The 24,499-nt window shown below is 46.8% G+C and carries 18 protein-coding genes; 10 read left to right on the forward strand and 8 right to left on the reverse strand.

The features are described 5' to 3' along the window. Positions 1 to 30: 30 nt before the first annotated feature. Entirely contained in the window at positions 31 to 1,146 is a 1,116-nt protein-coding gene (cfa, locus tag K5X84_RS10200; protein ID WP_222235773.1) for a cyclopropane fatty acyl phospholipid synthase, read from the forward strand. On the opposite strand, the gene K5X84_RS10205 is transcribed toward cfa, so the two are convergent. Next, a complete protein-coding gene (locus K5X84_RS10205; protein ID WP_222235774.1) occupies positions 1,143 to 2,189 on the reverse strand; it encodes an AI-2E family transporter in 1,047 nt (348 codons plus the stop codon). The genes cfa and K5X84_RS10205 overlap by 4 nt on opposite strands. 111 nt (positions 2,190 to 2,300) lie before the next feature. Between K5X84_RS10205 and K5X84_RS10210 the strand changes: the two genes are divergently transcribed. Further along, the gene (locus K5X84_RS10210) at positions 2,301 to 3,992 is read left to right on the forward strand and encodes an EAL domain-containing protein (protein WP_222235775.1); all 1,692 of its coding nucleotides are present in this window, start codon (positions 2,301 to 2,303) and stop codon (positions 3,990 to 3,992) included. Beyond that, positions 3,992 to 6,247, forward strand: a complete 2,256-nt coding sequence (locus K5X84_RS10215) for an EAL domain-containing protein (protein WP_222235776.1) — start codon at positions 3,992 to 3,994, stop codon at positions 6,245 to 6,247. Before K5X84_RS10210 ends, K5X84_RS10215 begins: the two co-directional genes overlap by 1 nt. A gap of 1 nt (position 6,248) precedes the next feature. Here the strand turns inward: K5X84_RS10215 and K5X84_RS10220 are convergent, their stop codons facing one another. The 3 genes from K5X84_RS10220 to K5X84_RS10230 all read right to left on the reverse strand — a co-directional run bounded on the left by K5X84_RS10220 (position 6,249) and on the right by K5X84_RS10230 (position 10,446). Beyond that, a complete protein-coding gene (locus K5X84_RS10220) occupies positions 6,249 to 6,809 on the reverse strand; it encodes a gamma-glutamylcyclotransferase (RefSeq protein WP_054489497.1) in 561 nt (186 codons plus the stop codon). Positions 6,810 to 6,833: 24 nt separating this feature from the next. Continuing rightward, the gene (locus K5X84_RS10225) at positions 6,834 to 8,387 is read right to left on the reverse strand and encodes a methyl-accepting chemotaxis protein (RefSeq protein ID WP_222235777.1); all 1,554 of its coding nucleotides are present in this window, start codon (positions 8,385 to 8,387) and stop codon (positions 6,834 to 6,836) included. 145 nt (positions 8,388 to 8,532) lie between these two features. Further along, entirely contained in the window at positions 8,533 to 10,446 is a 1,914-nt protein-coding gene (locus K5X84_RS10230; RefSeq protein ID WP_222235778.1) for a hypothetical protein, read from the reverse strand. Between the two features lie 166 nt (positions 10,447 to 10,612). On the opposite strand from K5X84_RS10230, the gene K5X84_RS10235 reads away from it, so the two are divergent. From K5X84_RS10235 to kynU, 4 genes are read left to right on the forward strand one after another with little or no spacing between them, the layout of a single operon-like run. After that, positions 10,613 to 11,101 (forward strand): Mpo1 family 2-hydroxy fatty acid dioxygenase, encoded by a 489-nt coding sequence (locus tag K5X84_RS10235; RefSeq protein WP_222235779.1) that lies wholly within the window; start codon positions 10,613 to 10,615, stop codon positions 11,099 to 11,101. After that, positions 11,098 to 12,366, forward strand: coding sequence for a mechanosensitive ion channel family protein (locus K5X84_RS10240; RefSeq protein ID WP_222235780.1), 1,269 nt, complete (start codon positions 11,098 to 11,100; stop codon positions 12,364 to 12,366). Before K5X84_RS10235 ends, K5X84_RS10240 begins: the two co-directional genes overlap by 4 nt. Before the next feature lie 43 nt (positions 12,367 to 12,409). Beyond that, on the forward strand, positions 12,410 to 13,306 hold the full coding sequence (locus tag K5X84_RS10245) for an alpha/beta hydrolase (RefSeq protein ID WP_222235781.1): 897 nt from the start codon (positions 12,410 to 12,412) through the stop codon (positions 13,304 to 13,306). After that, positions 13,303 to 14,550 (forward strand): kynureninase, encoded by a 1,248-nt coding sequence (gene kynU / locus K5X84_RS10250; RefSeq protein ID WP_222235782.1) that lies wholly within the window; start codon positions 13,303 to 13,305, stop codon positions 14,548 to 14,550. Before K5X84_RS10245 ends, kynU begins: the two co-directional genes overlap by 4 nt. 57 nt (positions 14,551 to 14,607) lie before the next feature. Here the strand turns inward: kynU and K5X84_RS10255 are convergent, their stop codons facing one another. Beyond that, positions 14,608 to 16,017 carry a YdgA family protein gene (locus K5X84_RS10255; RefSeq protein WP_222235783.1) on the reverse strand — a complete coding sequence of 470 codons (1,410 nt, stop codon included), beginning with the start codon at positions 16,015 to 16,017 and terminating at the stop codon, positions 14,608 to 14,610. 161 nt (positions 16,018 to 16,178) lie between these two features. On the opposite strand from K5X84_RS10255, the gene K5X84_RS10260 reads away from it, so the two are divergent. After that, positions 16,179 to 16,718, forward strand: coding sequence for a DUF3750 domain-containing protein (locus K5X84_RS10260; RefSeq protein WP_222235784.1), 540 nt, complete (start codon positions 16,179 to 16,181; stop codon positions 16,716 to 16,718). Here the strand turns inward: K5X84_RS10260 and K5X84_RS10265 are convergent. Then, positions 16,712 to 18,352 carry a methyl-accepting chemotaxis protein gene (locus K5X84_RS10265; RefSeq protein WP_222235785.1) on the reverse strand — a complete coding sequence of 547 codons (1,641 nt, stop codon included), beginning with the start codon at positions 18,350 to 18,352 and terminating at the stop codon, positions 16,712 to 16,714. The genes K5X84_RS10260 and K5X84_RS10265 overlap by 7 nt on opposite strands. Positions 18,353 to 18,521: 169 nt before the next feature. On the opposite strand from K5X84_RS10265, the gene K5X84_RS10270 reads away from it, so the two are divergent. Beyond that, positions 18,522 to 20,696 (forward strand): OsmC domain/YcaO domain-containing protein, encoded by a 2,175-nt coding sequence (locus K5X84_RS10270; protein ID WP_222235786.1) that lies wholly within the window; start codon positions 18,522 to 18,524, stop codon positions 20,694 to 20,696. A gap of 103 nt (positions 20,697 to 20,799) precedes the next feature. Further along, on the forward strand, positions 20,800 to 22,482 hold the full coding sequence (locus K5X84_RS10275) for a GGDEF domain-containing protein (protein ID WP_222235787.1): 1,683 nt from the start codon (positions 20,800 to 20,802) through the stop codon (positions 22,480 to 22,482). 8 nt (positions 22,483 to 22,490) lie between these two features. On the opposite strand, the gene K5X84_RS10280 is transcribed toward K5X84_RS10275, so the two are convergent. Both K5X84_RS10280 and K5X84_RS10285 read right to left on the reverse strand, forming a co-directional pair. Next, positions 22,491 to 23,441 (reverse strand): vWA domain-containing protein, encoded by a 951-nt coding sequence (locus K5X84_RS10280; protein ID WP_222235788.1) that lies wholly within the window; start codon positions 23,439 to 23,441, stop codon positions 22,491 to 22,493. Continuing rightward, complete coding sequence (locus tag K5X84_RS10285) at positions 23,441 to 24,499, reverse strand: VWA domain-containing protein (RefSeq protein WP_222235789.1); 1,059 nt, start codon at positions 24,497 to 24,499, stop codon at positions 23,441 to 23,443. The genes K5X84_RS10280 and K5X84_RS10285 overlap by 1 nt, the downstream gene beginning before the upstream one ends.

The following is a 24,499-nucleotide window of genomic DNA, read 5'->3' on the forward strand; positions in this document are numbered from 1 at the left end:
GCCATCAATTTCATGAATGGGCGGACAATTATGTCGACATCACGAGAGTATGTTGAAGAACTTTTAGCTCAGGCAGATATTCGCATTAACGGCAATCGGGCCTGGGACATGCAAATACACGATGAAACCGTTTTTGATCAGGCTTTGTCGCGTGGCAACCTGGGTCTTGGCGAATCCTATATGGCACGCTTATGGGATGCCGAGTCTCTTGATCAGTTTTTTTTCAAGCTTTTGCGGTCGGGCATTCAAGACAAAGTAAACCCCGCACGCCTTATCTTTCACTCTCTGAAAAGCCGCATTTTCAATCTACAAAGTCAGTCGAAAGCCTGGGAAGTTGGACAGCACCATTACGATATGGGCAACGACTTGTACTCAGCTATGCTTGACGAACGCATGGTTTATACCTGTGCTTATTGGGAAAAAGCGAAAGATGTCGATGAAGCGCAACGGCACAAACTTGAGCTTTGCTGTAAAAAGTTAGGCCTGAAACCCGGTATGCGAGTGCTTGATATAGGCTGCGGTTGGGGCAGTTTTATGCAATACGCTGCTGAAAATTACGGCGTTGAATGCGTTGGCGTTACTATATCTAAAGAACAAGTTGCATTGGGTGAAGAGCGCTGTAAAGGCCTGCCTGTCGAGTTTCGATTACAAGACTACCGTGAGCTTGATGAGCAGTTTGATCGGGTTATCAGCCTGGGCATGTTCGAGCACGTAGGCCAGAAAAACTATGACGACTATATGGATGTAGCCCTGCGCTGCACTAAAGAAGACGGTCTGTTTTTACTTCACACGATAGGCAAAAATGTCAGCGACACAGCAGCTGACCCATGGATCAGTAAATACATTTTCCCTAATGGCGAAGTGCCTTCTATTTCACAAATTGGCACCGCGCTGGAAGAAAAGTTTGTCTGCGAAGACTTTCACAACTTTGGGGCTGATTACGATAAAACCCTAATGGCCTGGTTTGAGAATTTTGATAAGGCCTGGCCGGAGCTTAAATCGCAATTTGATGATGAGTTTTACCGTATGTGGAAATACTACTTACTATCTTGCGCCGGAGCCTTCCGCGCCCGTGATATCCAACTCTGGCAGTGGGTATTATCACCTAAAGGGCGCGTTGGCGGGTATTCACGGCCTCAGCTTTAAGGGTCCGCGTTAAATTCCGTCATAAAGATATCCCAGAATACCAGGAACAGGGCTGCAACAAGCGGCCCTAATACAAAACCGGTAATTCCGAATAGAGACAAACCACCCAGAGTGGAAAACAACACTAAGTAGTCCGGCAGTTTTGTATCGCGGCCAACCAAAATTGGGCGTAATACATTATCGGCCAGACCAATAACAATTGCACCGTAAGCAACGAGTATGGTCGCGGCTATCCAGCTTCCTGTCGCGTATAGATAAATAGACACAGGTAGCCAGACCAGGCTGGCACCCACTGCAGGAATGAGTGACAAGAACGCCATCACAACACCCCAAAGTAAAGCACCCGGAATGCCAAGCAACGCAAAGATAATACCGCCTAACGCCCCCTGAACTATCGCAACCACCAAGTTCCCTTTGACCGTTGCGCGTGTTACTTCCGCAAACTTAGTAAATAGCTTACGCTCCCGTTCATCTCCCAGAGGTAACGCCTTAACCATCAAGTTAATTAAACGGTGTCCGTCCCTTAGCAGGAAAAAAGTCAGGTAAATCATTAAAGCCAGGCTAATCAGAAAAGAAAACGTGTTTTGACCAATGCTGAGTGCTTCTTCCGCTAAGAACTTGCTACCGCTGACGGCTGTCGAGGATATTTTGTCTCGCACATCGCTGGCTTTAATATCAAACTGAGCAAGTAGGTCATTAATGACCGGAAAGGCGGTCTGAATTTCATCAAAAAGTTTTCCTGGATTAATTTTGCCTTCATCCAGTCGCTGGTAAAAACTAACGCCCTCTTGTACGAATGAATACGAAATTCCCAGTACCGGTATAACAACAATAACAAGTGCAATTAGCAGCGTAACAAGCGCTGCCCGGTTAGGCTTGTCTCCAAACTTGTTCTTCAACCGTTGCTGCAACGGCGAGAAAATTACCGTAACGACACAGGCCCAAAAAATAGCAGCCCAAAAAGGTATAAGTACCCAGGCAAAAGCAACGCTGACAAGTGCCAGTGTCAGTAAAAATGAACGTCTTTCTAATGATTCCCGCATACTTGCTTCCTTGGCATTAGTAATTCTTTGCGTAAAGACTTGACAGACTTCCCGTTAGATAACAATCTCAACATAGCTAACTGCTTAATTTATCACAACTGATAAGAATAAATGCCGAAATCGGAAGATCCATACAGCTTTGCCACTTGGTGCAAAGAAAGTTTGATTAACTTTACAAAGATGAACGCCGAAAAACAGGTGTTTATTGGCTTTGTATTGGCGATATTTATTGCAGCTTTTATCCGGGTTATTGAAATGACCGGTGGGCTTCCAAGCCTGTACGAGCATTTACTTTACTTTCCTTTAGTATTAACCGGACTACTACTTGGCCCCCGTATTGGCGCACTGGCCGGATTCATGTGCGGAGTTTTACTGAGCCCATTTTCTTTTTCTGATTCATTAATAAGCAGTAACGAAATTGCCGGCGGCTGGATCCTTCGCTTACTGGCTTTCACTTTCATTGCCACTATCGCCGGCATTATTGCAAGAGTCGTTAAAGAACTTAATGGCGCGGAAAAAAGTGCGAAGTTCAAATATCAGGGCACAGACTTGCCTAACATTAATGCCTTACTGGAACAGCTAGAAACTATTGGTCACAGTAAGGACGGAGCTCCGGACGACCTTATCGATATTTTCAACTTTCGCTTGCAGAATATGGAGAAAATTCAGCAGCAAGTAGGCACTGAAAAAGCCAATGAACTGGTCAAACAAATGGCAATACAATTGAAAAAGCTACTTGGCGACCAGGTCCACGTTGGGCAGACGTCGAAAAATGAACTCGTTGGCGTTAGCGCAGAGGCAGAAGAGAATACCAAAGAGCTGCAGAGTAAAATTGAAAGCTTTTTAGAAAAGCCGATAGTGGTCGACGGAGTTTCGTACCAAATGGATAGTGCAGCAGGTGTACTCCGGGTCAAAAAAGACCAGCTAAAAGAAGACCATCAAAAAGTGTTCGATGAAGCTCAGGCACATGCATTTAATGCCTTTCAGAAAAAACAGCAGTTTTCATTTTTGGAACAAAATGATAACGCGATAGACCAAATTGAAGAGGTGACGTTCTCTCGTCAGTTTAGCGAGGCCATGAAGAATAATGACATTCAGCTTTACTTCCAGCCCCGCCTTAACACCAATACGGGTTACTTTTCCGTTCTGGAAATATCGGCAAAATGGGTGCACCCAAAACGTGGCGGCATGAATTTAGAAGAGTTCAAGCCCATGATAGAGGAAGCTTCGTTAACCCAGCAGTTCACATCCTGGATGATTCAACGCACCTTTAAAGACTTGAAAACTTGGCTAAAACAAAAAGTCATAGTGCGAGTTTCTATTAATATCACTATTAATGATATTGTCGACCCTATTGTGCTAAACGTTCTGGCACACGAGCTACAGGACTCTAAGTTTCCTGCGCGGCAAGTTTATATTGAAGTGAGCGAACGTGCTCTAATGTCACTGTCTGATAAGTCGAAACGGTATCTGGAGCGTTTAAGAAGCGTTGGTTGTAACGTCATAGCCTCACATTTTGGAGAGGGTCGTTCGACCATTCAGTCACTTTTTGTACTACCCGTAGATGCCGTAAAACTCTCTGAAGAGTTGGTACAAAAAGCAACGTCGCACAGTGACAAAAAACGAGAGTTAGCGTCTATGGTCAAAATGGCAAGAGCTCGTGGTTTAACCACCATAGCCACAGGCATTAATGACCGCGCTAAACTCCTTCTCTTAAAACAAATAGGATGTGAGGAACTACAAGGATCGATTCTAAGTAAGTCGCTGAAAAAGGCTGATATACCCTGGGCCCGGATAAGATAATGAAAGACAAAATGAAGTTAACAACTCAGCATAAGTGGCGCCGACCGTTTTTCAAGCGCCCGGAAGTTATTCTGGTAATAGCCTACATAGTTGCAGCTATAGTTTGGGAGCTTGGATCCAGCGCCCTAATTCAGAATTTAACGTTAGCAACCGATACCCAAAACCTTATGAACCGGTGGAAACCCTGGGGCTTTGTCGTTTTATCTGTGTTTTTTCTGTTTTTCTTTACTCGTATTTGGGTTTTAAGACTAAAAAAATCTCGCGAACTGCTTTATAACTATCTTGGGAACAGCCCTACCATTCATTACGAACTGCGTTCACTGGACTCAGGCATTCGCATTGACTGGGTCAGCCCAAATTGTGAACGCATTATGGGCTACTCACCCGAGGAGGTGAAAGCGCCAGGCTGGTGGTTACGCAATATCCACCCGAACGATACGCAGTTAGCCAAGAAAACCATTTTGCGAAGCCTTGAAGAAGACCAATTCGTTTACGAGTATCGCTTCCGTCATAAACAAGGCCACTACGTGTGGGTGCGGGACGAATTACGCCGCACCAACAGACGCCCTTTAAGCTTTCAGGGTTCATGGACCAATATCTCAGCCGATTATGTTGATAACTCAAACGGCAAAGCAGGCGAGCTCTCAGAACATGGGGTCTTATCTGGTATTGCCTTGCTCAATAAGCACCGCAAAGTCATTAGCGTGGATGCTCCATTTACCGAAATTTCCGGATTAACCGAAGCTCAGTGTGTTAACTCAAAGTTAGAGGAGCTTTTCACCGCTACAGATATCGACGATCTTGACAGTAACTTCCCTTGTAACCAAAGCATTTTAATTGTTGGCCGTAACGCAGAGAAAAAACGTTACTCCGCTGTTCTGACAATTAGAGAGGCCGTTTCAGGCTTTTCTGAAGAAGCGACTTATACCGCTACATTAAGCGATGTAACCCGAATGAAACAGCAACAGCGGCAGTTACAGAAGTTAGCATTTTTTGACGACTTAACCGGGCTACCTAACGGCAATTCATTGGCATTAGATTTGTCCAGACTGCTGGATGAGTTGCCCAGCGATCGCCTCGCTGCAGTGTTAGTCATGAACGTCGATCATTTTCATCAGGTAAACGACAAATACGGTCATCACATTGGCGACAAAATTTTACAGCGCCTGACCCAAAGGCTAAAAGAAGTCACTCCTTTTGGCACTAAACTATACAATCTGGGTGGTGACGAGTTCGCTATTGTGCTGAATCACATTGTCGAATACATCGATATTCAGAATATTATCTTACAAATTCAAAAAGCCTACGAGCGCCCTTTTGGGCTGACCAGTGATGATCAGCAAGTTCAACTAACAGCCAGTATTGGTGCCAGCGTTTACCCCTTAGACGGGCACGATAGCGGAAAGCTCTTAGCTCAGGCTAATTTGGCAATGAACTCAGCTAAAGACCAGCAGAATGAAAACCAGGCTTACTTCAAACAAGAACTTGAGAACCGCTCTTACGATGAAATTCAGCTAGAGGAAGATGTACATAGCGTTCTTCAGAGTGAGCAAATGCAACTGGTCTATCAGCCAGTGCTCAATATGGATAAGCAGGTCGTCGGTGTTGAGGCTTTGCTGCGTTGGGAACACCCAGAGCTTGGTACCTTACACCCTGAAAAATTCCTTCCCCAGTTTGACGCTAACGGCATGTTAGACACTTTGGGTATTTGGGTCATCGAAAACGTTGTAGCCCAGGTTGAAAGGTGGCAACAGCAGAATATTACGCCAGGTAAAATAGCCATTAATTTGGCCACTGAGCAAATATCACAGCGGCTCTACCAGGCCATGAACAGGTTAAATAAAGAAAACCCTAAGCTTTTAGCTAAAATTGAATTCGATTTAAGCGAGAGTAGCTTAAGCGAACCTCTGCCGAACACGCTCGATATTATTGAACAACTGCACGAATTAGGTATTACGCTGGTTATCGACCGTTTTGGGAAGGGCATAGGCAGTATGCTGCATTTGAAAACTATGGCGGTCAGCAAAATTAAAATTGAACGTGAGTTTATCCGCGACCTTGATACCAACGAACGCTCACGAAACCTGGTCAAAGCAGTTATACGCATGACCACCGAGTTAGGCTTAGAAGTACAGGCAGTTGGCGTAGAGAATCAGGCCCAACTGGATAAACTCAAAGAGTTTGGCTGCCATTACTGGCAAGGGCAGCTTTATAAGCTACCCCAGGCCGCTGATGATGTTTTTAGCAGTGACTGATTTAGTCTTCTACTAAGGCCTCATAAATCTGAGTAATATGTGGGTCATTCACACCCAGTTGCTGTAGCGCCAGTTGCAGCTTTACCAGGTACTCGGCATTGGGGCCACTGGGTCCCGATGCACGGGCAATATGCTGGGCTATTTCAGATTCAGGGGCAGCACCAAGAAACGCTTCATTTTCTTCTGTTGCAATGTAAACCAGACCTTCGTTCTGAGAGCCATCGCGAAACGTCATTGCCGTGGTAAAACGCAGGTAACCGTTTTTCTCCCTATGATCCAAATGCTCAAACACATCCGGCGATACTTTATAGGCCATACCAGTACAAACTTCACCCGGCGTTTCAATTAAGGTGAGCACTCTACCCGGAGCTTCCGGCGTACCACGATGGTCATGCGAGCCTTGCCAGAAGCGGCGCGACCAGCCTTCAATAGAGGCGGGCGCCCTTTCCAGATAAGGAAAGTCAACTTTGTAAATGAGTGACCCATAACCAAATAGCCAGACAGCTTCCAGCCCACTTAAATCCTGACGTTCTCTATTTATTGCAATGGTATCGTGTGACATACAACTCTCTTGCCCGTTTCTCAGTTACAAAGGTTTGTAGCCGATACGGAAACCTCCCCAATGCTTTCCATTCACATAGACAGGTACCGATAAATCGTGCATAACCTCGCCCGTGTCGCGCTTGTACGTCTGTAACAATAACGCTTGTGTATGGGCTCCGCAACGCGCACCGGTTTTATCATCAAACAATCGACGGGAACGGTTACCGATCAAGTCTTTGTTTGGATCCCCGCTTAATGGTTTATTAAAGGCGTCATTATGTCGGGCGACATACCCATTCGGATCAGTCGCGATAGCGTAGACAATATGTTCGTGACGCTTCAGAACCGGTTCTTGAATAGCGGGCAATACACTGTCGAAAAACTCTGTGTAAGCGGTTTTGTATTTTACCGGATCTGTCCCCGGCACGGGTTCATAGTTTTTTGAGAACAACTCAGAGGATGTCAGTTCACCCTGCTCGAGCGCCTGCTCTAAACGCTGTTCAATTTGCTGTGCCGCATCCGTCGCGGCTTTGTAAATAACTCTATGCTCTGCGTCGGCGTCGTTCTCAACCAAGTGCGCAAATAACTGTTCCGACTGCATTTCCAGTTGCTCTGCCTGACCACTGACATCATCAAGTTGCTGATACTGTTCCGACAGGTCCGAATTAACCGAATGCAGCAGCTCGCCGTTTCGGGAAAGATCCTGAGCGTTTTCTCCCATTAATGCCGTTATTTTCTGCAGTTGTTGCTCGACGGTTTCTGCTTGCTCAACAATGCTAGCCAGCTGCTCAACAATGCCTGCAGTTGTCTCAGACTGCTGCTCAATGTGCTTTGATAAATGCTCGATATTTTTGACAGCAGCAGTCGTTTCGGTATGAATCGCCTCTACCAGATTACTGACTTCTACGGTAGCATCCGAGGTTCTTCCCGCCAGCGTTCGCACTTCATCAGCAACGACCGCAAAGCCTCTGCCATGCTCACCTGCACGAGCCGACTCTATTGACGCATTAAGCGCCAGCAAGTTGGTTTGTTCGGCAATGCTGTCAATAACCTGAGTCACTTTGCGAATGTCACTGGCCTTCTCCTGCAGGCCCTTAACTGCTTCGGCACTTCCCCGGCTGTCTGATACAACGAGATCAATTTCGTGGGTCAGCTGCTTTATTCGTTCTCTGCCTTCATGACTTATCTGCTTAGTTTGCTCAGCAGCAACCGCAACTTCCGACGAGAAAGCCTCTATTCCCTGAGCCCTCTCACTCACCCGGGACGAGTTATCGACGCTCTCTTCCAGGCGCTCTACAATATCGGCCAGTACAGTCTTAAAACGGGTAATTGCAAAGCTGAGTTCGGCCGTTGCAATAGCATTCTTTCCTGAGTTTTCAGCAAGGTGGTCGGTGCTGTCGTCGGTATCTTCAGGCTCATCAAAAGGAGCCTGGGCTCGCCGCAGGTAGCTAATATAAAAAACGCTTAAACCAATGAACAATAAAGACTGCAGGCAGAGTTGAAGCCAAAGCCAGGGGACAAAAGAGGTAACGATTAAACTGGCAACTATCGCTAAAACCGTTATTAGTAAAGGTGGTTTCACATCAACTGTGGACATTTTTTCGCTTCCATAAGGCGTAAACAACGCAACAAACCATGTATATTTATCGAACAGTTTCTATGAAACTTTATGGCGGTGCACTACGACCTTGGTAGCAAAGCCAGGCGAGCGCTAACTCGCCTGACCATTTAATTGATTAGAATCAACGCTCCTTTTCAGTTTCGTCGTTTGAGTCAAGTTCTTCTTGCTGTCGCAAATAACCCGCCGCTTCTTCGTCCGAAGCCTGCGGTTTGTTTTGCTGCAACTTTTCCTGACTTGCAGGAATTGCGCGTGTCTGCTCATTTAGCTGATGTATCTGGGAGGCATTACCTAAGTCTCTGTTGCTGGTAATAGAAGCAATAGACTCACGATCTTTAAGGAAGTCGATGACATCGTTGCGAATCGAGGCCATTTCATCGTCCGATTTATGCATTTCCAGAATGTGTCGAGGGTGTTCGAGGTTTTTCATTCCTGTGGCCGCAAAAGTTGTCGACACAATACGAGAGACAATAACCCAGGGAGTGATACTGCTGCGTACTAAGGTGTTTTCTGAACGGGTACTGTCGTGAATACCCGCACCAGTTGATATTTTAGACTCGGTGAAAGTACCTTCGCACTTAAAGTAGATAAGCATTGATTCAAACTGAATTTCAGCATAGAACAGATGCGCAATATTTGCCGCTAACCGCGCAAAGGCACGTAACACATAACCGATAAGCAAGAAATGAATAGCCGTCATGGCAACACCAGCCAGAGCCATTAAGTCAGCGTAAGGCGTGTTCTCTGATAACCGGTAGTTCATGCTATCCAGCAGTTTCACCACATCCACCGTGGCATAAGCTAAAAAGAAAGTGAAAAGCGCACCAACAATAAACAGGCTGTTACCCAACAACAAACTCACCAAGCGGGATTTTTCAAATAAAGCGCCCAACCCCATAGGTTTAACTCGTGGCTGCACTTCCTGAATCATCTCACCGCTGAACGCGCCTTTACCGTCTACTTGTTCCTGCAAGTTAGGATCAAGCTCACGGTAGACTCGGTTAGGTACTTCGCGGTAACGGCGGTTCGCCATTACCAGATTATCCAAATTAATAAAGATTTCTTTAGGGTGTACTGACTCCTGCCAGTTTTCGCGTAGCTCTGAAACTTCGGAAACCGGGTTCGCATCGGCTAAGCGTTTTTTCAACAGCACCACGGTTACTAACGTACAAACAATAGCACCGACAAAAATGCTCAATAGATACCAACCGGCATGAAAGTTTGGTAACGCCGCAAACTGTTGCTCAATTGCAGCCGCGGTTAAATTTGCGGCGTTCATCCACCACCCAACAACCAGACCTACAACAACCGGTAGAAGCAGCGCAAAGGCTATAGTTTTAACCAAGTCGCCACTGCCCATTGAATCAATAGACTGCTCTGCTCCGCGCGATATAGCCTGGCCTGCAGACTTCCATACATGCATGATATACAGCGTTAACAATACAGTATAAACCGGGAACGCAAGTACACCAGCGTCACCGGCAAACCCAGCCAGAGAAACAAAGGCAGCAAAACCAAAGGCAACCATTGCAGTCAGAGTACGCACCCACGCACCTAACAAACGCTGCGCCATGTTTCGAATGGGGTAAGGCATAAACAGCAACTTGGGAAATACCGTGTGAGCAATGCGCGCCAACAAGCCTTTTGGCTCTATAAAGGTACTGTTCTTACGACCCATCAGCATTTCTTCCAATGCCTGATCGTTATAAGCAACGTAACGCGACTCTTCCTGCGCTGTACTGCGCTCAGACTTACTAAAATTACGTGCCAATGATGTTGGATGGTTACGACCAACAAAGTAGCGCAGCATAGCCATAATACCGCCACTCAGCACTTTAATACCGCCAGCCAGCAATAGCAGCCCGAAGATAGCTAATACCCAACCTGTAATTGCATCAGGCTTCACGGCCCCTGCACCTGCTACCAGTAAATAAATGCCAAACAGCGATTGCACCACACCGCGAACACTCGTCACCAATCCTTCGGTTTTAAACGGGTTCTTTAACCCCAGATCAATCGAACCGTAATCAAACGCCACCGAACTTCCCCTATTTAATACCTAATAAAAATAAAGGCTTTAGGTTAGCGGTAAGTTAACGGCTGAGCAATAGAAAGTTAGGTATGGCAAAGGCGCTTACTTCATTGACATCAAGCCCCACGCGTAGCAATCTAACCTTCTATTTAGGCACCAACTGGCAAAACCTATGAAAAACATCGTTGATCACTTAGCGCAGTATGCGGCTTATCATCGTAATCGTAAGAATGTGGCGACCCACATTGTCGGCATTCCTATGATTGTCGTTGGTATCATTAGTCTCTTGTCTCGACCTGCACTACCTTTGGATTATCTGTTGATCACCCCGGCCAGTCTGGTTGTTTTAGCCGCTGTTATTTTTTATATTCGGCTTGATATTAAGCTTGGGCTACTCATGACCGTGCTGCTATGGCTGTCTTTAGCCATTGGCCGGGACATTGCAGCTTTACCAACAATGTTGTGGCTTAGTTGGGGCATTGGCCTATTCGTAGTCGGCTGGATCTTCCAATTCATTGGCCATTATTTTGAGGGCAGAAAGCCCGCTTTTGTTGATGACATTATGGGTTTAGCAATTGGTCCCTTATTTGTGGTGGCAGAAGTTGTATTCATTTTAGGCTTTAGAAAGGACTTAAAAGCAGCGGTGGAACAAAAACTATGATGGAACTGGATTACCCTCAGTGGTTTCATGACTGGGCGGCTTCCCAACCCTGGGCTTATACCATTAGTGCCTGTGTTATTCTGGCAGTTGCCGTTTGGATATCCCAGCTCATCACTCAGCAAGTTTTATTACGTGGTGTTTCGCGACTACTGTCACAAACAGAGTTAGGCAGTGACCCAGGCGTTGGCATTCGGGTTATTGTACACCGTCTGGCTCAGGTTGTTCCTGCTTTGGTATTGTCCGCCGGTATTTATCTGGTACCCGACCTACCTGAAACCGTTACCACAGTCATACGTAACATCAGTATTGCTTACTTAATACTGACTCTGGCGCGTTCATTCAGCGCTGCCATGACCAGCGTTAATGAAATATACAACCGTCAGCCCGACGCGCATGAAAAGCCCATTAAAGGTTATCTGCAAATAGCGAAAATTGTGGTCTACGTTGTCGCGTCCATTCTCATCATAGCGTCATTACTCGACCGCTCGCCGGTGATACTGCTTTCCGGTATTGGTGCCATGGGTGCCGTTGCTATGTTGGTGTTTCAGGACACGATACTGTCACTGGTTGCCAGTATTCAGCTTTCCTCTAACGACATGATTCGGGTTGGCGACTGGATAGAAATGCCACAGCTCAACGCCGATGGCGATGTCATTGATATCGCACTTCATACCGTACGGGTTCAGAACTGGGATAAAACCATCACTAACATCCCGACCAAACGCCTTATCTCTGAGTCTTTTAAAAACTGGCGCGGTATGCAGGAAAGCGGCGGACGCCGTATAAAGCGCGCCTTGTATATTGACCAGAACAGCATTCATTTTTTGTCCGACGAGCAGAAGAAAAAGCTTAAGCGTTTCTCCTTGCTTAGCGACTATCTGGAGCAAAAAGAGAAAGATATTTCAGAGTGGAACTCTAGCCTTGAGCAAACCGGAGCTGATCCAATTAATGGCCGACAGGTGACAAATATTGGTACCTTTCGCGCCTATGTGAAACAGTACCTTAGTAACAGACCTGACGTGCATAAAGGGCTGACATTAATGGTAAGGCAGCTGAACCCTGGCCCTCAGGGCTTACCTATTGAAATCTATTGCTTTAGCAATGACACAGCATGGGAAACCTACGAAGGCATACAGTCTGATATTTTTGATCACTTGTTTGCCATACTGCCGCAATTTGATTTGCAAGTATTTCAGGAAACATCCGGTCAGGATGTGCGCACAGCCGTGCAGCAACTAGGGCTGACTCAAAATAAGCCGGAGTGAGATCTGTAGTAATCAATCAAGTATTTATTGAGTCAGATCAAAAATGCTTGTATGGTCTTTCACCTCATTTGTAACCCGAAAATACAGTGGTGGTATCGTTGTGAAAGCGTTCTCCTTGTTATCGAAAAGCTTGTTGCTGCTCTTCATTTTCGGCACTTCTAATGTCAGTGCAGACAACGAAGAGCCGCTTAAACAAGTTACCTTTAATGAGGTGCTCGCCCTTAACAGTGAGGGCCCGACAAAAGCTTACTCTTACGGAGACCAGACTTCACAGTTTATCCAGTTCTGGAGCACGCGCGAACATTCAGACTCAGCCGCTAACGTTATTTTTATTCACGGTGGCTGCTGGCTAAAAGACTACGACATTACTCACACCAACCCCGCCAGCAATGCATTAAGAAACGCAGGCTTTAATGTGTGGTCAATAGAGTATCGTCGTTTAGGCCAAGAAGGCGGTGACTGGCCAGCGAGCTTAAACGACGTAGAAGCCGCTATCGACTTTATTGGCGACAAGCTTAATGGCCGACCCAGCGCTGTTATGGGGCACTCTGCAGGCGGGCACCTTGCATTTCTGGCCACTGCAAATGACACTCCTGCATCGCCTAACATTAACGTTGTGATTGGCCTTGCTGCCATTACCGACATGGTCAGTTACACACAAACCGATGGTAGTTGTAACCGCGCGGCTTTAAACTTAATGAAAACCGCCTACGAAAATACCAGTGATTACCAGAAAGCCAGTCCAAGAACCCAAAAACTGCGCGATAATACCTGGTTAATTCAGGGAGATGCCGACCGTATTGTGCCACTGAGCCAAACTCACAATATTGACGTAGAAACAGAGATACTGGAAGGTGTCGGCCATTTTGACCTGATACACCCACACTCAAGCGCATGGAAAGCCATTATTAAACGCCTGAACAACGAGCTTAATCCATGAACCTTACCGACATACAAGAACTTGACATCATTGACCCTTTCGCAAAGCACCGCGAACAATTTCAGTTACCTGAGAATAAAGTCTATTTGGACGGCAATTCTTTAGGAGTAATGACCAAAGCAACAGAAACTCGCTTGCAGAACGTTATACAAAAACAATGGTCACAAGATCTTATCAATAGCTGGAACGACCATAACTGGGTGAACTTGCCGCAAACCGTCGGTGAAAAAATTGCGCATTTAATAGGGGCCGAACCAGAGCAAACCATTTGCTGCGACTCAATATCGGTCAATTTATTCAAAGCACTCACCGCTGCGCTGACCATCGTTCAGACGCAGGACCCGGAGCGCACAGTTGTGCTGTCGACAAAAGACAACTTCCCTACCGACTTATATATGGTTCAGGGTGTTGCTCAGTTTTTAGGGCAGCATCGCTGCCAATTGAAGCTCGTTGACGAAAGCGAGCTTGAACAGCACATAAATAGCAAAACCGCTCTGGTGCTGGCAACCGAAGTGAACTTTCGGACCGGCCGACGTATTAACGCAAAGCAGTTGGTCGCCAATGCGCACGAAAACGGCGCTCTGGTAATTCTCGATTTAGCACACAGTGCCGGTGCTATGCCCGTTCATTTGGATGACTGGCAAGTGGATTTTGCGGTCGGCTGCACCTACAAATACCTGAACGGAGGGCCCGGTGCCCCCGCTTTTATCTATGCAGCAAAACGGCACCACAAAAACATGAGCCAACCCTTAAGCGGCTGGTTTGGTCACGCCAGGCCCTTCGACTTTTCACCGGAATACGAACCGGCTGCGGGTATACAGCAGATGCTTACCGGAACACCTTCGGTTCTGGCTATGTCAGCCGTGGACGCCGCGCTGGATGTTTTTAAAGGCGTTAGCTTAGAAAAGCTAAGAGAAAAGTCGCTACAACTGTCCGATGTGTTTCATCAGTTATTAAAGACTCATGACCTTGATGACGTACTGCAGCCTATTTTTCCAGAGCAACGAAGCGAACGAGGCAGCCAACTGTCTTATCACTACGAGCATGCTTACGGTCTCTGCCAGGCTTTAATTCAACGAGGCGTTGTTGCTGACTTCCGTGCACCTAACTACATTCGTTTTGGGTTCACCCCACTGTATAACAGCTTCGAGGACATTTGGCAGGCCGCCGAACAGTTGCGACAAGTGTTAGCAGAAAATGAACATCTGGATCCGCGCTGGCAACAACGTAATACCGTCACCTAAAACCAAAAAGCCTCAACGAAACTCACTGCGTTGAGGCTTTTTCAGAACGGCTTTGGTTTACATCATATTTCCTAACGGAACTTTTTGACCATTGAGCATAGCCTCACCGCCTTCCATTTGGAACTCACTGCGGTAATCGTCTTCAGTTTCCGTCAGTAAGCCCTGCTGTAAATACATGTTGATCATCATTGGCGCCTGTTGCTCAGCCATTTTCTGCATCTCGGCCTCATCAGCACCCGGATACTGCATACGCATAGTTGATAACAGTTGTTGTTCAGCAAGCCACTTTAATAGAGGTTTATCAACAGTCAGCGACGCATCGGCAATCAAACTAGAAAGCCAGAACCGAATATCATCCAAATTATCAGGTACCTGAGCCACACCAACCAATTTAGCTGATAAGTCGCCTTCAAAATTTCCCGGTTCCATTTGACCGCTAAACTCACTAACAACAAACTCAGGCTCTGCCTTCAGTAGTTGCGGTAAACTGTCTTTTACCAACTTCTCAGTTGCTGCCTCCATTTCGTCAGGCCCCTGGTCATAAATAGTTTGCATAGTCTGGTTGTAGGCCCGCAAAAACTCGGCATCGAGATTATTAAATGCCATGTTTACAACAAGATTATCAAGGTGAGTGTCGCCAAACATAAATGATTTCATCGAATAGTTCATATCCACATTCATGTGTTTTTGATTATCGCTAAATGCACTGATAGCCTCGACATCAAGCTCTTCTACATTGAAAAAATCAACATCATCAGGCGAGCGCGCGGTAACCTTTTCAAGCTGCATCGACATTTCGCTTTCATAAAGTCCACCCTGCATAATACTGAGCAAATCGCCTTTAGCTTCCGTACGGACTTTCATCTCACCAACGCTGACAGCCTGAACTTCCATAAGCACTTCAGCACCGTCTAATACGCCCTCATAGCTGAAGCTGTCTGACGAAACCTCGCCAATGCCTTCATAGCGGGACACTGAAATCTGCTGTCGCGCGTCATTTGGCGCTAAGGTAAACGAAGAAATGGAGTCGCTGTAGCTAAAGTTGCCGGAAAAGCCGACAGAGCCAACCATATGATAAAAAGGCGTTTCATCTTCCCAGTCCAGAAACTCACGTAAGCCTTTGTCTTTAGAGCTGGCTTCAAGTGACGCCAGACCAAGCCCCGGAGAAAACTGAGTAAGCACAGGGCCATGCTGAACATCAATAACCACCTCAAAAGAAAGCTCTTCAGATTGTTCTGCTTCGGGGAACGCACCGCTGAAATCAACGCCCAGCTCGACGGTTGCGGTTGAGCCAAACCAGCCTCTGTCAAATGACACAACTTGCGCTGTATAGGCAGGCACATTATTTAATGCCTCGACGTGCTGTTTCAATGTGTCTTCAACTTGGGAGCCGGCAAAGCGGGGGCCAATTAAAGCAGCAGCGACAACGACAATAGCGACGCCGCCAAGGAGTCCTTTCTTATTCATAGTAGTCCTTTCATTTATAGAGGTGAGTTGTAATTATTATGTTGAAATTATACATAGATTGAAAACCGACAGCAAAAGTTATGCCCGCAATAGGCGAGTGTGAACCTTTGTGTTAGTTTTCCAGTAGAAGTAACAGGTCTTTTTTAAGCAGGTATAGCAATATGGTCAGGATAGTAACGGCAGCATTGACTGCCCTCCTTCTTTTTGGATGTTCCTCAGGCGACTGGCGAGATGCGTCCAGAGAGCCCGCGGGTATCGCGCCTGACCCTGAGATTGAGAAACAAGCCGTCATAGAAGCCTATGCCGCCGATGCCTTTGGCTGGCGTGGCTGGTTTGCCGTTCATACCTGGCTGGCAGTGAAGCCAGAAAATGCCAGTGAGTATACCGTATACGAAGTTGTAGGCTGGGGTGTGGAGCATGGACGTCCGGCACTGCGCGTTTATCAGACAGCAACCCCTGACCGCTACTGGTATGGCGCTGAACCCGAAAAAATACTCTCGGTATCGGGAGCTCAGGCCGCCGGCATGATCTCGCGCATTGAGGAAGCAGCCTCCCGTTACCCCTGGGCGGACCAATACGAAGTGCTACCGGGGCCTAACAGCAATACCTTTCCGGCCTGGATAGCCATACAAGTTCCTGAGCTTGGCCTAAAATTACCTTTCAGTGCTATTGGCAGCGGCTACGCGGATAATGATCAATGAATTTTAAATTGCTGAAGCTCTCTTTGCAGTGACATTGAAAGCTTGGCCAAATCATCGCTCGACTCTCTAACTTGAGCCGAACTTTGCGCCGATTGCTCTGCAATATCGGTTATGGTGCTGACATTCTTGTTAATATCTTCAGTTACTGAGCTTTGTTCATCTGCTGCGGTGGCGATATGATTGTTCATATCATTGATTTCAGTCACCGCGTCAGTAATTCCTTTAAGCGCACTATCAGCTCGCTGAGCTTTATCCACCGTAGCATCGGCACTTTCACGGCCCGCGTTCATAGAACTCACGGCTTCACTTGTTGCACTCTGCAAACGTTCAATCATATCCTGAATCTCTTGGGTCGATTGTTGAGTACGACTTGCCAAAGTACGCACTTCATCCGCAACCACAGAGAAGCCCCGACCATGTTCACCGGCTCTAGCAGACTCAATCGCTGCGTTAAGTGCCAGTAAATTGGTTTGTTCTGCAATACTGCCGATAACTTCAATTACTCTGTTAATATTGTTGCTGTCGTCAGCTACTTTATCAATTACCTGAGTAATTTGATGAACCTGATTAGCTAATGCCTGAATAGCATCAACAGTTTCACCTACAGCCTTGCGACCACTTCTCGTATGAGTATCCGCTTCTTGCGCTGATTGTGCAGCTTCATTGGCATTTTTGGCAATTTCATCCACCGTTGCCGACATTTCATGTATAGCAGTCGCAACCTGCTCGACCGCCTGATGTTGCTGTTTAATGCTCTGGTTAGACTGCTCAGAAATACTGGAAAGCTGCTCAGACGAAGTTGCCACTTGTTCAGCCATACTGCTCACTTTCTGAATGGTTCGCTGCAACTTCTCAATAAATTCATTAAACGCATCGGCAACTTTTCCTAGTTCATCCGTCCGTTGTAAGTGAATTCGTGCGGTTAAATCTCCCTCACCTTTGGCCATATCACGGAAACGCTCCAATAATAAATTCAGTGGCTTAGAAATCAGTGGAGGGAAAAACAATGCTAAAAGCACACAAACCGCTAAACCAATAATAAGCACTGCGCTTTGTGTCCAGTTACTTTGTGCAATGGTTGAATCAATTAACTCTGTCTGAGCAAGTGCCGCCTCTTCTTGCCGCTGTTCCAACTGATCGAGGACACTGCGCATTGTCTCGAACTGGGGGCCGCTTTGTTGCTGACTTAAACCCACCGCGGCATCAAGGTTACCGCTAGCATGCAATGCGATAACTTCTGCGGCTGTTGCAATCCAGACCTCACTCTTTTGTTTATAGTCGGCCACCATCCTGCGCTCAGTATCGCTTGAGGTAAGCTTCAGAAACTTATCGACCCGCTGCTGTGCTTGTTCAATATTTTCATTGTGAGTATCAATGAGCTTTTGCTGTTGCGAGCTACCCGGCTCTACAGACAGCAGTGTGCGCTCCGCCACTTGGGCCTGGTGTAAATCTCTGTCCGCTTGCAGCAAAAAATTAAGGCCCGGTAAATGCTCGGCTGAAATTTTGTCAACACTGCCCGCCACCGATTTGAAGTTAGTCATACTCACAGCCGTGATCGCAATGAGAACCAAAGCTAACAATACGATGGGTAATAGCAGCTTGTAACGAACGGTTAAATTATTAAACCAGCCCATAGATTTTTGTTCCTGTGACAGTTCTATTACTTTATATCGTAAGCAAAGCAACAAAGCTTTAGCCGGTCAATAAATATTCAATTTAAAGCATTCACCCAAGACGCCAACACTGAAAGCAGGCATAATACGCTCATATTTAAAATACCTTCGTTCAGCGGTTAATTTTCCCATGGAAATCAATGTAAACTTTCTCGACAATATGCGCCTTGAGGCAAAATTCGATGACTTCACGGTTATTTCGGATCAGCCCATTCGATACAAAGGCGACGGTTCCGCCCCCGGCCCTTTTGACTACTTTCTGGCGTCTTCCGTTATGTGCGCGGCGCACTTCATTCGTCTGTATTGCGACGCCCGCGATATTCCAACCGAGAATATCCGCATTTCACAAAACAACGTTGTCGACCCGGAAGACCGCTACAAGCAGTTGTTCAAAATTCAGGTTGAATTACCGGCCGATGTTTCCGAGAAAGACCGCAAAGCCATTATTCGGGCAGCTGAGCGTTGTGCCGTTAAGCGCGTTATAGAAAATGATCTGGAATTCGACGTTGAAGCGGTTGAAAGCATTACTCAAGACGCTCAGGCGTTACTGACCATACGCCCTGACAGCGACAGCAGAACCTTTATTGAAGGCAAAGACTTACCGCTGGAACAAACCATTGCCAATATGACCGCCATACTGGCGGACTTAGGCATGAAGATAGAAATATCTTCCTGGCGTAATATTGTCCCGCATGTCTGGTCGCTGCATATTCGCGATGCCGCCTCTCCTATGTGCTTTACCAATGGCAAAGGCGCCACCAAAGAAAGTGCCTTATGCTCTGCTCTGGGCGAGTTTATTGAGCGTTTAAGCTGTAACTTCTTTTATAACGACCAATACTTTGGCGAAGAAATAGCAAACGCCGAATTCGTACACTACCCCAACGAAAAATGGTTTAAACCCGGCGTGAACGACGAGCTTCCCACCGAAATTCTGGACGAATACTGTCGTGAATTTTATGACCCGGAAGGCGAGCTGCGAGGTTCACACTTAATTGATACTAACTCGGGTCGGGCTGACCGCGGTATTGTGTCCTTGCCGTTTGTGCGTCATTCCGACGGCAAGACGGTCTATTTTCCGTCGAACTTAATTGAAAACCTGTATTTAAGTAACGGTATGAGTGCGGGTAACACTCTGCCCGAAGCACAGGTTCAGTGCTTATCAGAAATTTTTGAGCGCGCCGTTAAAAAGCAAATTATTGAAGAAGAAATTGCCCTGCCGGACGTACCGCTAGAGGTACTTAACAAGTACCCGAATATTCAGGAAGGGATAAAAGCCTTAGAAGAACAAGGCTACCCGGTATTGGTTAAAGACGCATCGTTGGGCGGTCAGTTCCCGGTTGCCTGTGTTACCTTAATGAACCCACGCACCGGCGGTGTTTTTGCTTCTTTTGGTGCGCACCCAAGCTTTGAAGTGGCGCTGGAGCGCAGCCTGACCGAGTTATTGCAAGGCCGAAGCTTTGAAGGTTTAAACGACCTCCCGGCACCAACCTTTAACTCCATGGCTGTGACCGAACCAAACAACTTTGTTGAGCACTTTATTGATTCGTCGGGCGTTGTGTCCTGGCGTTTCTTTAGCGCCAAGTCCGACATTGAATTCGTTGAATGGGACTTTAGCGGCTCTAACCAGGAAGAAGCCGATACTCTGTTTGGTATTTTGCAGGACATGGGCAAAGAAGCTTACGTAGCCGTGCATGAAGACCTTGGCGCGCCGGTGTGTCGTATTCTGGTCCCGGGCTATTCGGAAGTCTACCCCGTAGAAGACCTCATTTGGGACAACACCAATATAGCTTTGCAATACCGTGAAGACATTCTCAACCTGCACCGCTTAACCGACGATCAGCTAGAAGACTTAGTTGAGCGCTTAGAAGACAGTCAGCTTGATAACTACATGGATATTATCACCCTGATTGGTATTGAGTTTGACGAAAACACGGTTTGGGGTCAACTCACCATTCTTGAATTGAAACTGCTTATCTACCTTGCACTGCAACGCCATGACGACGCTTTCGAATATGTGGAAATGTTCCTGCAGTTCAACGACAACACCGTTGAGCGTACGTTGTTTTATCGCGCTGTTGAAGCGGTGCTTGAAATTACTCTGGACGAAGAACTGGAGCTGGATGACTACCGCTACAACTTAGGCCGCATGTACGGCGAAAAAACCATTGAAGCGGTTATAGGCTCTGTTAAAGGCACTGCGCGCTTCCACGGTTTGGAACCGACCAATATGCAACTGGAAGGTCTGGACAGACACTTGCGCCTTATAGAGAGCTATAAGAAGCTACACACCGCCAGAGCAAAGTAGACTACTCCTTCTGGCATAGTGTACAAAAGTTCCGGCAAGGGATAAGATCGTTGTTTGTAAATTGTACAATTTTCAGAACGATCTTAAGTAGCAGAGTAAGCATTTGATTCAAAACAGTCTTATTGCCGGAACTGACCCGCTCGATGCCATTGATGAGTTTCAGGCTATTGTTGACGACATCCCGTCCATCGTTTTTAGAACACCCATGTCATCAGACAATGGGGGCCCTAAAACCGCGTTTATTTCTAACGACGTTGAACGGTCTTTGGGCTATCCCAGGGCGACTATAAACAACCTGGAAGATTGGTGGTATGGCAATGTACACCCCGATGATATAAACATTGCTAATGACCAGTTCTCCCGTTGGCAACAGGCCGACTTTAAAGGATTACTACGACGTCAATATCGGTTTAAACACAAAACCGAAGGCTACCTCTGGGTCGAAGACCTAATCAGAAAGCATTCTTCATCGACACACCACGCAGACCAGTTCGTCGGCACCATTACAGTTATTGAAGACTTAGTAAAAACCCGGGAGCAACTCCGTCAATTGAGCTACATTCTTCCCGGCGTCTTGTATCAATTACGGTTTGTTAGTCGCTCTGACATTTCGTTTCCGCTAATTAGTGCTCACTCAAAAAAACTGTTTGATATATCACCCAGCGAATTAACCGACTCTGCCGAAGCCTTTTTTAACAAAGTACACCCAGATGACCGGGAGCCTCTTATTGAAAGCCTGGAGGATGCCAGCAACAAGCTCACCCCATGGCAGTTTGAGTTCCGGGTTATGGTTGAGCGGAAAGTAATTTGGATATCGGGCAGGGCCGTGCCGGACAAACAAGTAGAAGAGAACCTTATCTGGAACGGCCTTTTTATTGATAATACTGATAAAAAGTCTCTGGAACTTGAGCTAAAGCGGACAAATGACGAGCTGAAACGTGCTCAGCAAGTCGGTCGTGTTGGTCATTGGCAGGCGAATTTGAAATCCCGCGAATTAATTCGCTCTACAATGGTTAGGGAATTGCTTGGGTTAGATAAAACGGATTCCAACACCTCGATAGAGCGCTTTAACAGTTTAGTTCACCCGGACGACCTGGAAGATGTTAAATCGCTAGAAAGACTCACCCCTGACAACAATAAACTTCAAATTCAGCACCGTATGCAACATGCCGACGGGCATTATATTTGGGTTGAGGAATTCGCTGAGCTGCAAGACGATGGCTACACGCTAATTGGTACCTTCAGAGACATTACAGAGCAAAAAACATTAGAACTGGAGCTTTTGAAAAAGTCATCCACCGACAGAATGACCGGAATATACAACCGGGGCTATTTTACAGAGCAAGTGGACAAAGAGCTGTCACGCGCAAAGCGAAACGGTCGCCCTTTAAGCCTTATCATTCTTGATATCGACCACTTTAAAAACTGCAACGACTCTTACGGACACCCCTTTGGTGACGAAGTGATCATAAAAATTGCATCGCTCCTTGAAAATGCTATTCGCTCTCACGACACCGCTGCCCGAATTGGCGGCGAAGAATTTGCAGCCTTGCTTCCGGAAACTGACCAGGCTGACGCCGCTGCAGTAGCAGAGAAGCTACGCACGACAATTTCAGCACATAAATTCTCGAAAAATGGCGACGATATTTTTGTGACAGTGACATTAGGCGTGGCAGAAGTGCAGTCCGGAGATAACTGGACCAAGCTCTTCAACCGCGCCGATAAAGCGTTGTATCGAGGTAAGCAGTCGGGCCGTGATCAGGTTTTTCTGGCGAGTGACCTTTAATTTAAACCTTAAAAGTTCAGCCCGACGAAAGCACCACGGTTACGTTTAGCCACTGCCTGCATAAAGGCAGCAAAAGTTTCTGCGTTACCACTTGCGCGGCTAAAGCCGATACCATGAATGCGCATTACAGGCTTGCCGTCAGCGCCCTGATTTTGACTGGTGATCTGCCGAACTATCGCATCCAGATTATTTACCCGATAATCATCACCAAAAACATAAATGCTGGTTGTGCCCTTGGTTTTTTTATAAAGGTTAATGGCTTTCAGAATACCCAGCTCAGGCGCACTTTTACCGCCGGTGAAGTTTGGCATTTGCTGCATAGCCGTTTGCCTGAAGCTTTTGGTATCTGGCAACCAGTCACCAGCTTTACTGCTGAACATAAAATCGCCATCAGCGGCCATAATTTGGAACCCTTTCATTTTAGGGTGGCTTTCAATAATGTCATTGACCACACTAATGACGCGGTTCCAGCCGTTGCCTCCGGACATCGATCCTGAGTTATCAATCACAAACACCACGTACTCCGCATCGGTAGGAATACCACCGACGTCATCGTCCGGCGTATCCGTGCTGTTAGGAGTGTTTAGCATTGCAGTGGCTTGCCGTATTTCGGCTCGTAACGAGGACGCTTTATTCTGCAGTTGCCGTAAGGTTTTCTGCGCCCGCGGAATAGAGCTTTCTAAATTTCTTTCCTGCTCGGTCACTGAAGCCGTTTTCTGTTCGGCGGCAGACAGTTCGTCTTGTTTGTCCGACAAAGCACCTTTTAATTCTTCAACCGACTGCTGGGCCTGAAGCACTTCAGAAACTAAGGTACTGAGGTTAGCCGGTCCGCGTTCTGTGTCTTCTGTACCATTTTTCGCCAGCAGTACCAGCATAATAACTGCACCAAAAGCGCAAGAAATAATATCCAGGAATGAGAGGTTAAAAACCTCAATTGGCGCACGCTGAATTTTTCTCATTATGGCCACTCCGGAGCTGGTGATAAGAAGGTGCCACCACTTACCCGCGACCAGTTCCAGTAAAGCGGTGAAGCGTAAGGGTCGCCTTCTATTGGCAAAAGGATAATATTGTAGCGAATACCTTTAGGCGCACGTTTTATGGTCTCAACCATCAATGCCTGACGGCAGTCTGAGGAAATAGATTTTTTCGTCGAAATAAAATTACGACAGGAAAGCGGCAGGCCGTCTCCCAATGTTGGCAGCCCATCCGTTACAATGTATACGTCAGTAATATCCGGGTTCGTCTCAAATAACGTGCTAATACCCAGCTGAAGGTTGGTTCCGCCCTCTGGCACAACCGCGCCTAAGTCCTTCACAATAGAGTTCATAGAGCCGCTGACTGAGGCAGTGCTAACGTTCCGTTGCCCTAAACGGTTCGCCGTATTGGAAAACGTCACCACACTCACTTTTGAGGTTTGCGGTAGACGTGCCAGCAACCACTGAGCAACCCGGCGGGTTCTTATCCACTTAGCGGTAGACACTTTGTCGCCATCGCTTAAAGCCAGCTTGCTCAGCACGTCGATTAAGTTGTCGCCCATCATGGAGGCGCTTTTATCCACCAGAATGCCTATTTGTTCGCCTTCCACCTTCATGCCGGTAATAAAGTTCTGCTCACCCGTACCCGAAAGCTCAACGTTGGCTGACTTCTCAACTTCTTTGGACAAAGCCGCTAACTGGTTTTCCAGGTCGGCAACAACAGCCAACTGAGTCGACAAGTCCTGCAAAGCTTTAGTTTGATCTTGTGTGGTGTCGTTTTTCGCTTCTTTAGAGTCTTCCTGCTTAGCCGACTCCAGCGCAATTTTGTCATTGATTTCGTCAATGGATTTTTTCAGGCGCTGCTGCTCGTCCATTGAGGCCGCCAATTCCTGTTCGAGCTTTTCCTTTTCTTCCGAGGACTCGGGCGTAAAGGCTTTAAAGTCTACCAGAATGAAAATAAGGATAACGGCGCCCAGCCCGCATGCCATGACATCCAGAAAAGATAGATTAAAGCCGTCGCCAGCCTGGCGTGTTCGTCGCAT

The organism is Idiomarina abyssalis (assembly GCF_019797805.1).
Lineage (GTDB): Bacteria > Pseudomonadota > Gammaproteobacteria > Enterobacterales > Alteromonadaceae > Idiomarina > Idiomarina abyssalis.

Bases quoted from the DNA above. Each gene is read 5' to 3' on its own strand.
- cfa (WP_222235773.1), top strand. From the start codon at position 31: ATGTCGACATCACGAGAGTATGTTGAAGAACTTTTAGCTCAGGCAGAT.
- K5X84_RS10205 (WP_222235774.1), bottom strand. From the start codon at position 2,189: ATGCGGGAATCATTAGAAAGACGTTCATTTTTACTGACACTGGCACTT.
- K5X84_RS10210 (WP_222235775.1), top strand. From the start codon at position 2,301: ATGCCGAAATCGGAAGATCCATACAGCTTTGCCACTTGGTGCAAAGAA.
- K5X84_RS10215 (WP_222235776.1), top strand. From the start codon at position 3,992: ATGAAAGACAAAATGAAGTTAACAACTCAGCATAAGTGGCGCCGACCG.
- K5X84_RS10220 (WP_054489497.1), bottom strand. From the start codon at position 6,809: ATGTCACACGATACCATTGCAATAAATAGAGAACGTCAGGATTTAAGT.
- K5X84_RS10225 (WP_222235777.1), bottom strand. From the start codon at position 8,387: ATGTCCACAGTTGATGTGAAACCACCTTTACTAATAACGGTTTTAGCG.
- K5X84_RS10235 (WP_222235779.1), top strand. From the start codon at position 10,613: ATGAAAAACATCGTTGATCACTTAGCGCAGTATGCGGCTTATCATCGT.
- K5X84_RS10240 (WP_222235780.1), top strand. From the start codon at position 11,098: ATGATGGAACTGGATTACCCTCAGTGGTTTCATGACTGGGCGGCTTCC.
- K5X84_RS10245 (WP_222235781.1), top strand. From the start codon at position 12,410: ATGCTTGTATGGTCTTTCACCTCATTTGTAACCCGAAAATACAGTGGT.
- kynU (WP_222235782.1), top strand. From the start codon at position 13,303: ATGAACCTTACCGACATACAAGAACTTGACATCATTGACCCTTTCGCA.
- K5X84_RS10255 (WP_222235783.1), bottom strand. From the start codon at position 16,017: ATGAATAAGAAAGGACTCCTTGGCGGCGTCGCTATTGTCGTTGTCGCT.
- K5X84_RS10260 (WP_222235784.1), top strand. From the start codon at position 16,179: ATGGTCAGGATAGTAACGGCAGCATTGACTGCCCTCCTTCTTTTTGGA.
- K5X84_RS10265 (WP_222235785.1), bottom strand. From the start codon at position 18,352: ATGGGCTGGTTTAATAATTTAACCGTTCGTTACAAGCTGCTATTACCC.
- K5X84_RS10270 (WP_222235786.1), top strand. From the start codon at position 18,522: ATGGAAATCAATGTAAACTTTCTCGACAATATGCGCCTTGAGGCAAAA.
- K5X84_RS10280 (WP_222235788.1), bottom strand. From the start codon at position 23,441: ATGAGAAAAATTCAGCGTGCGCCAATTGAGGTTTTTAACCTCTCATTC.
- K5X84_RS10285 (WP_222235789.1), bottom strand. From the start codon at position 24,499: ATGCGACGAACACGCCAGGCTGGCGACGGCTTTAATCTATCTTTTCTG.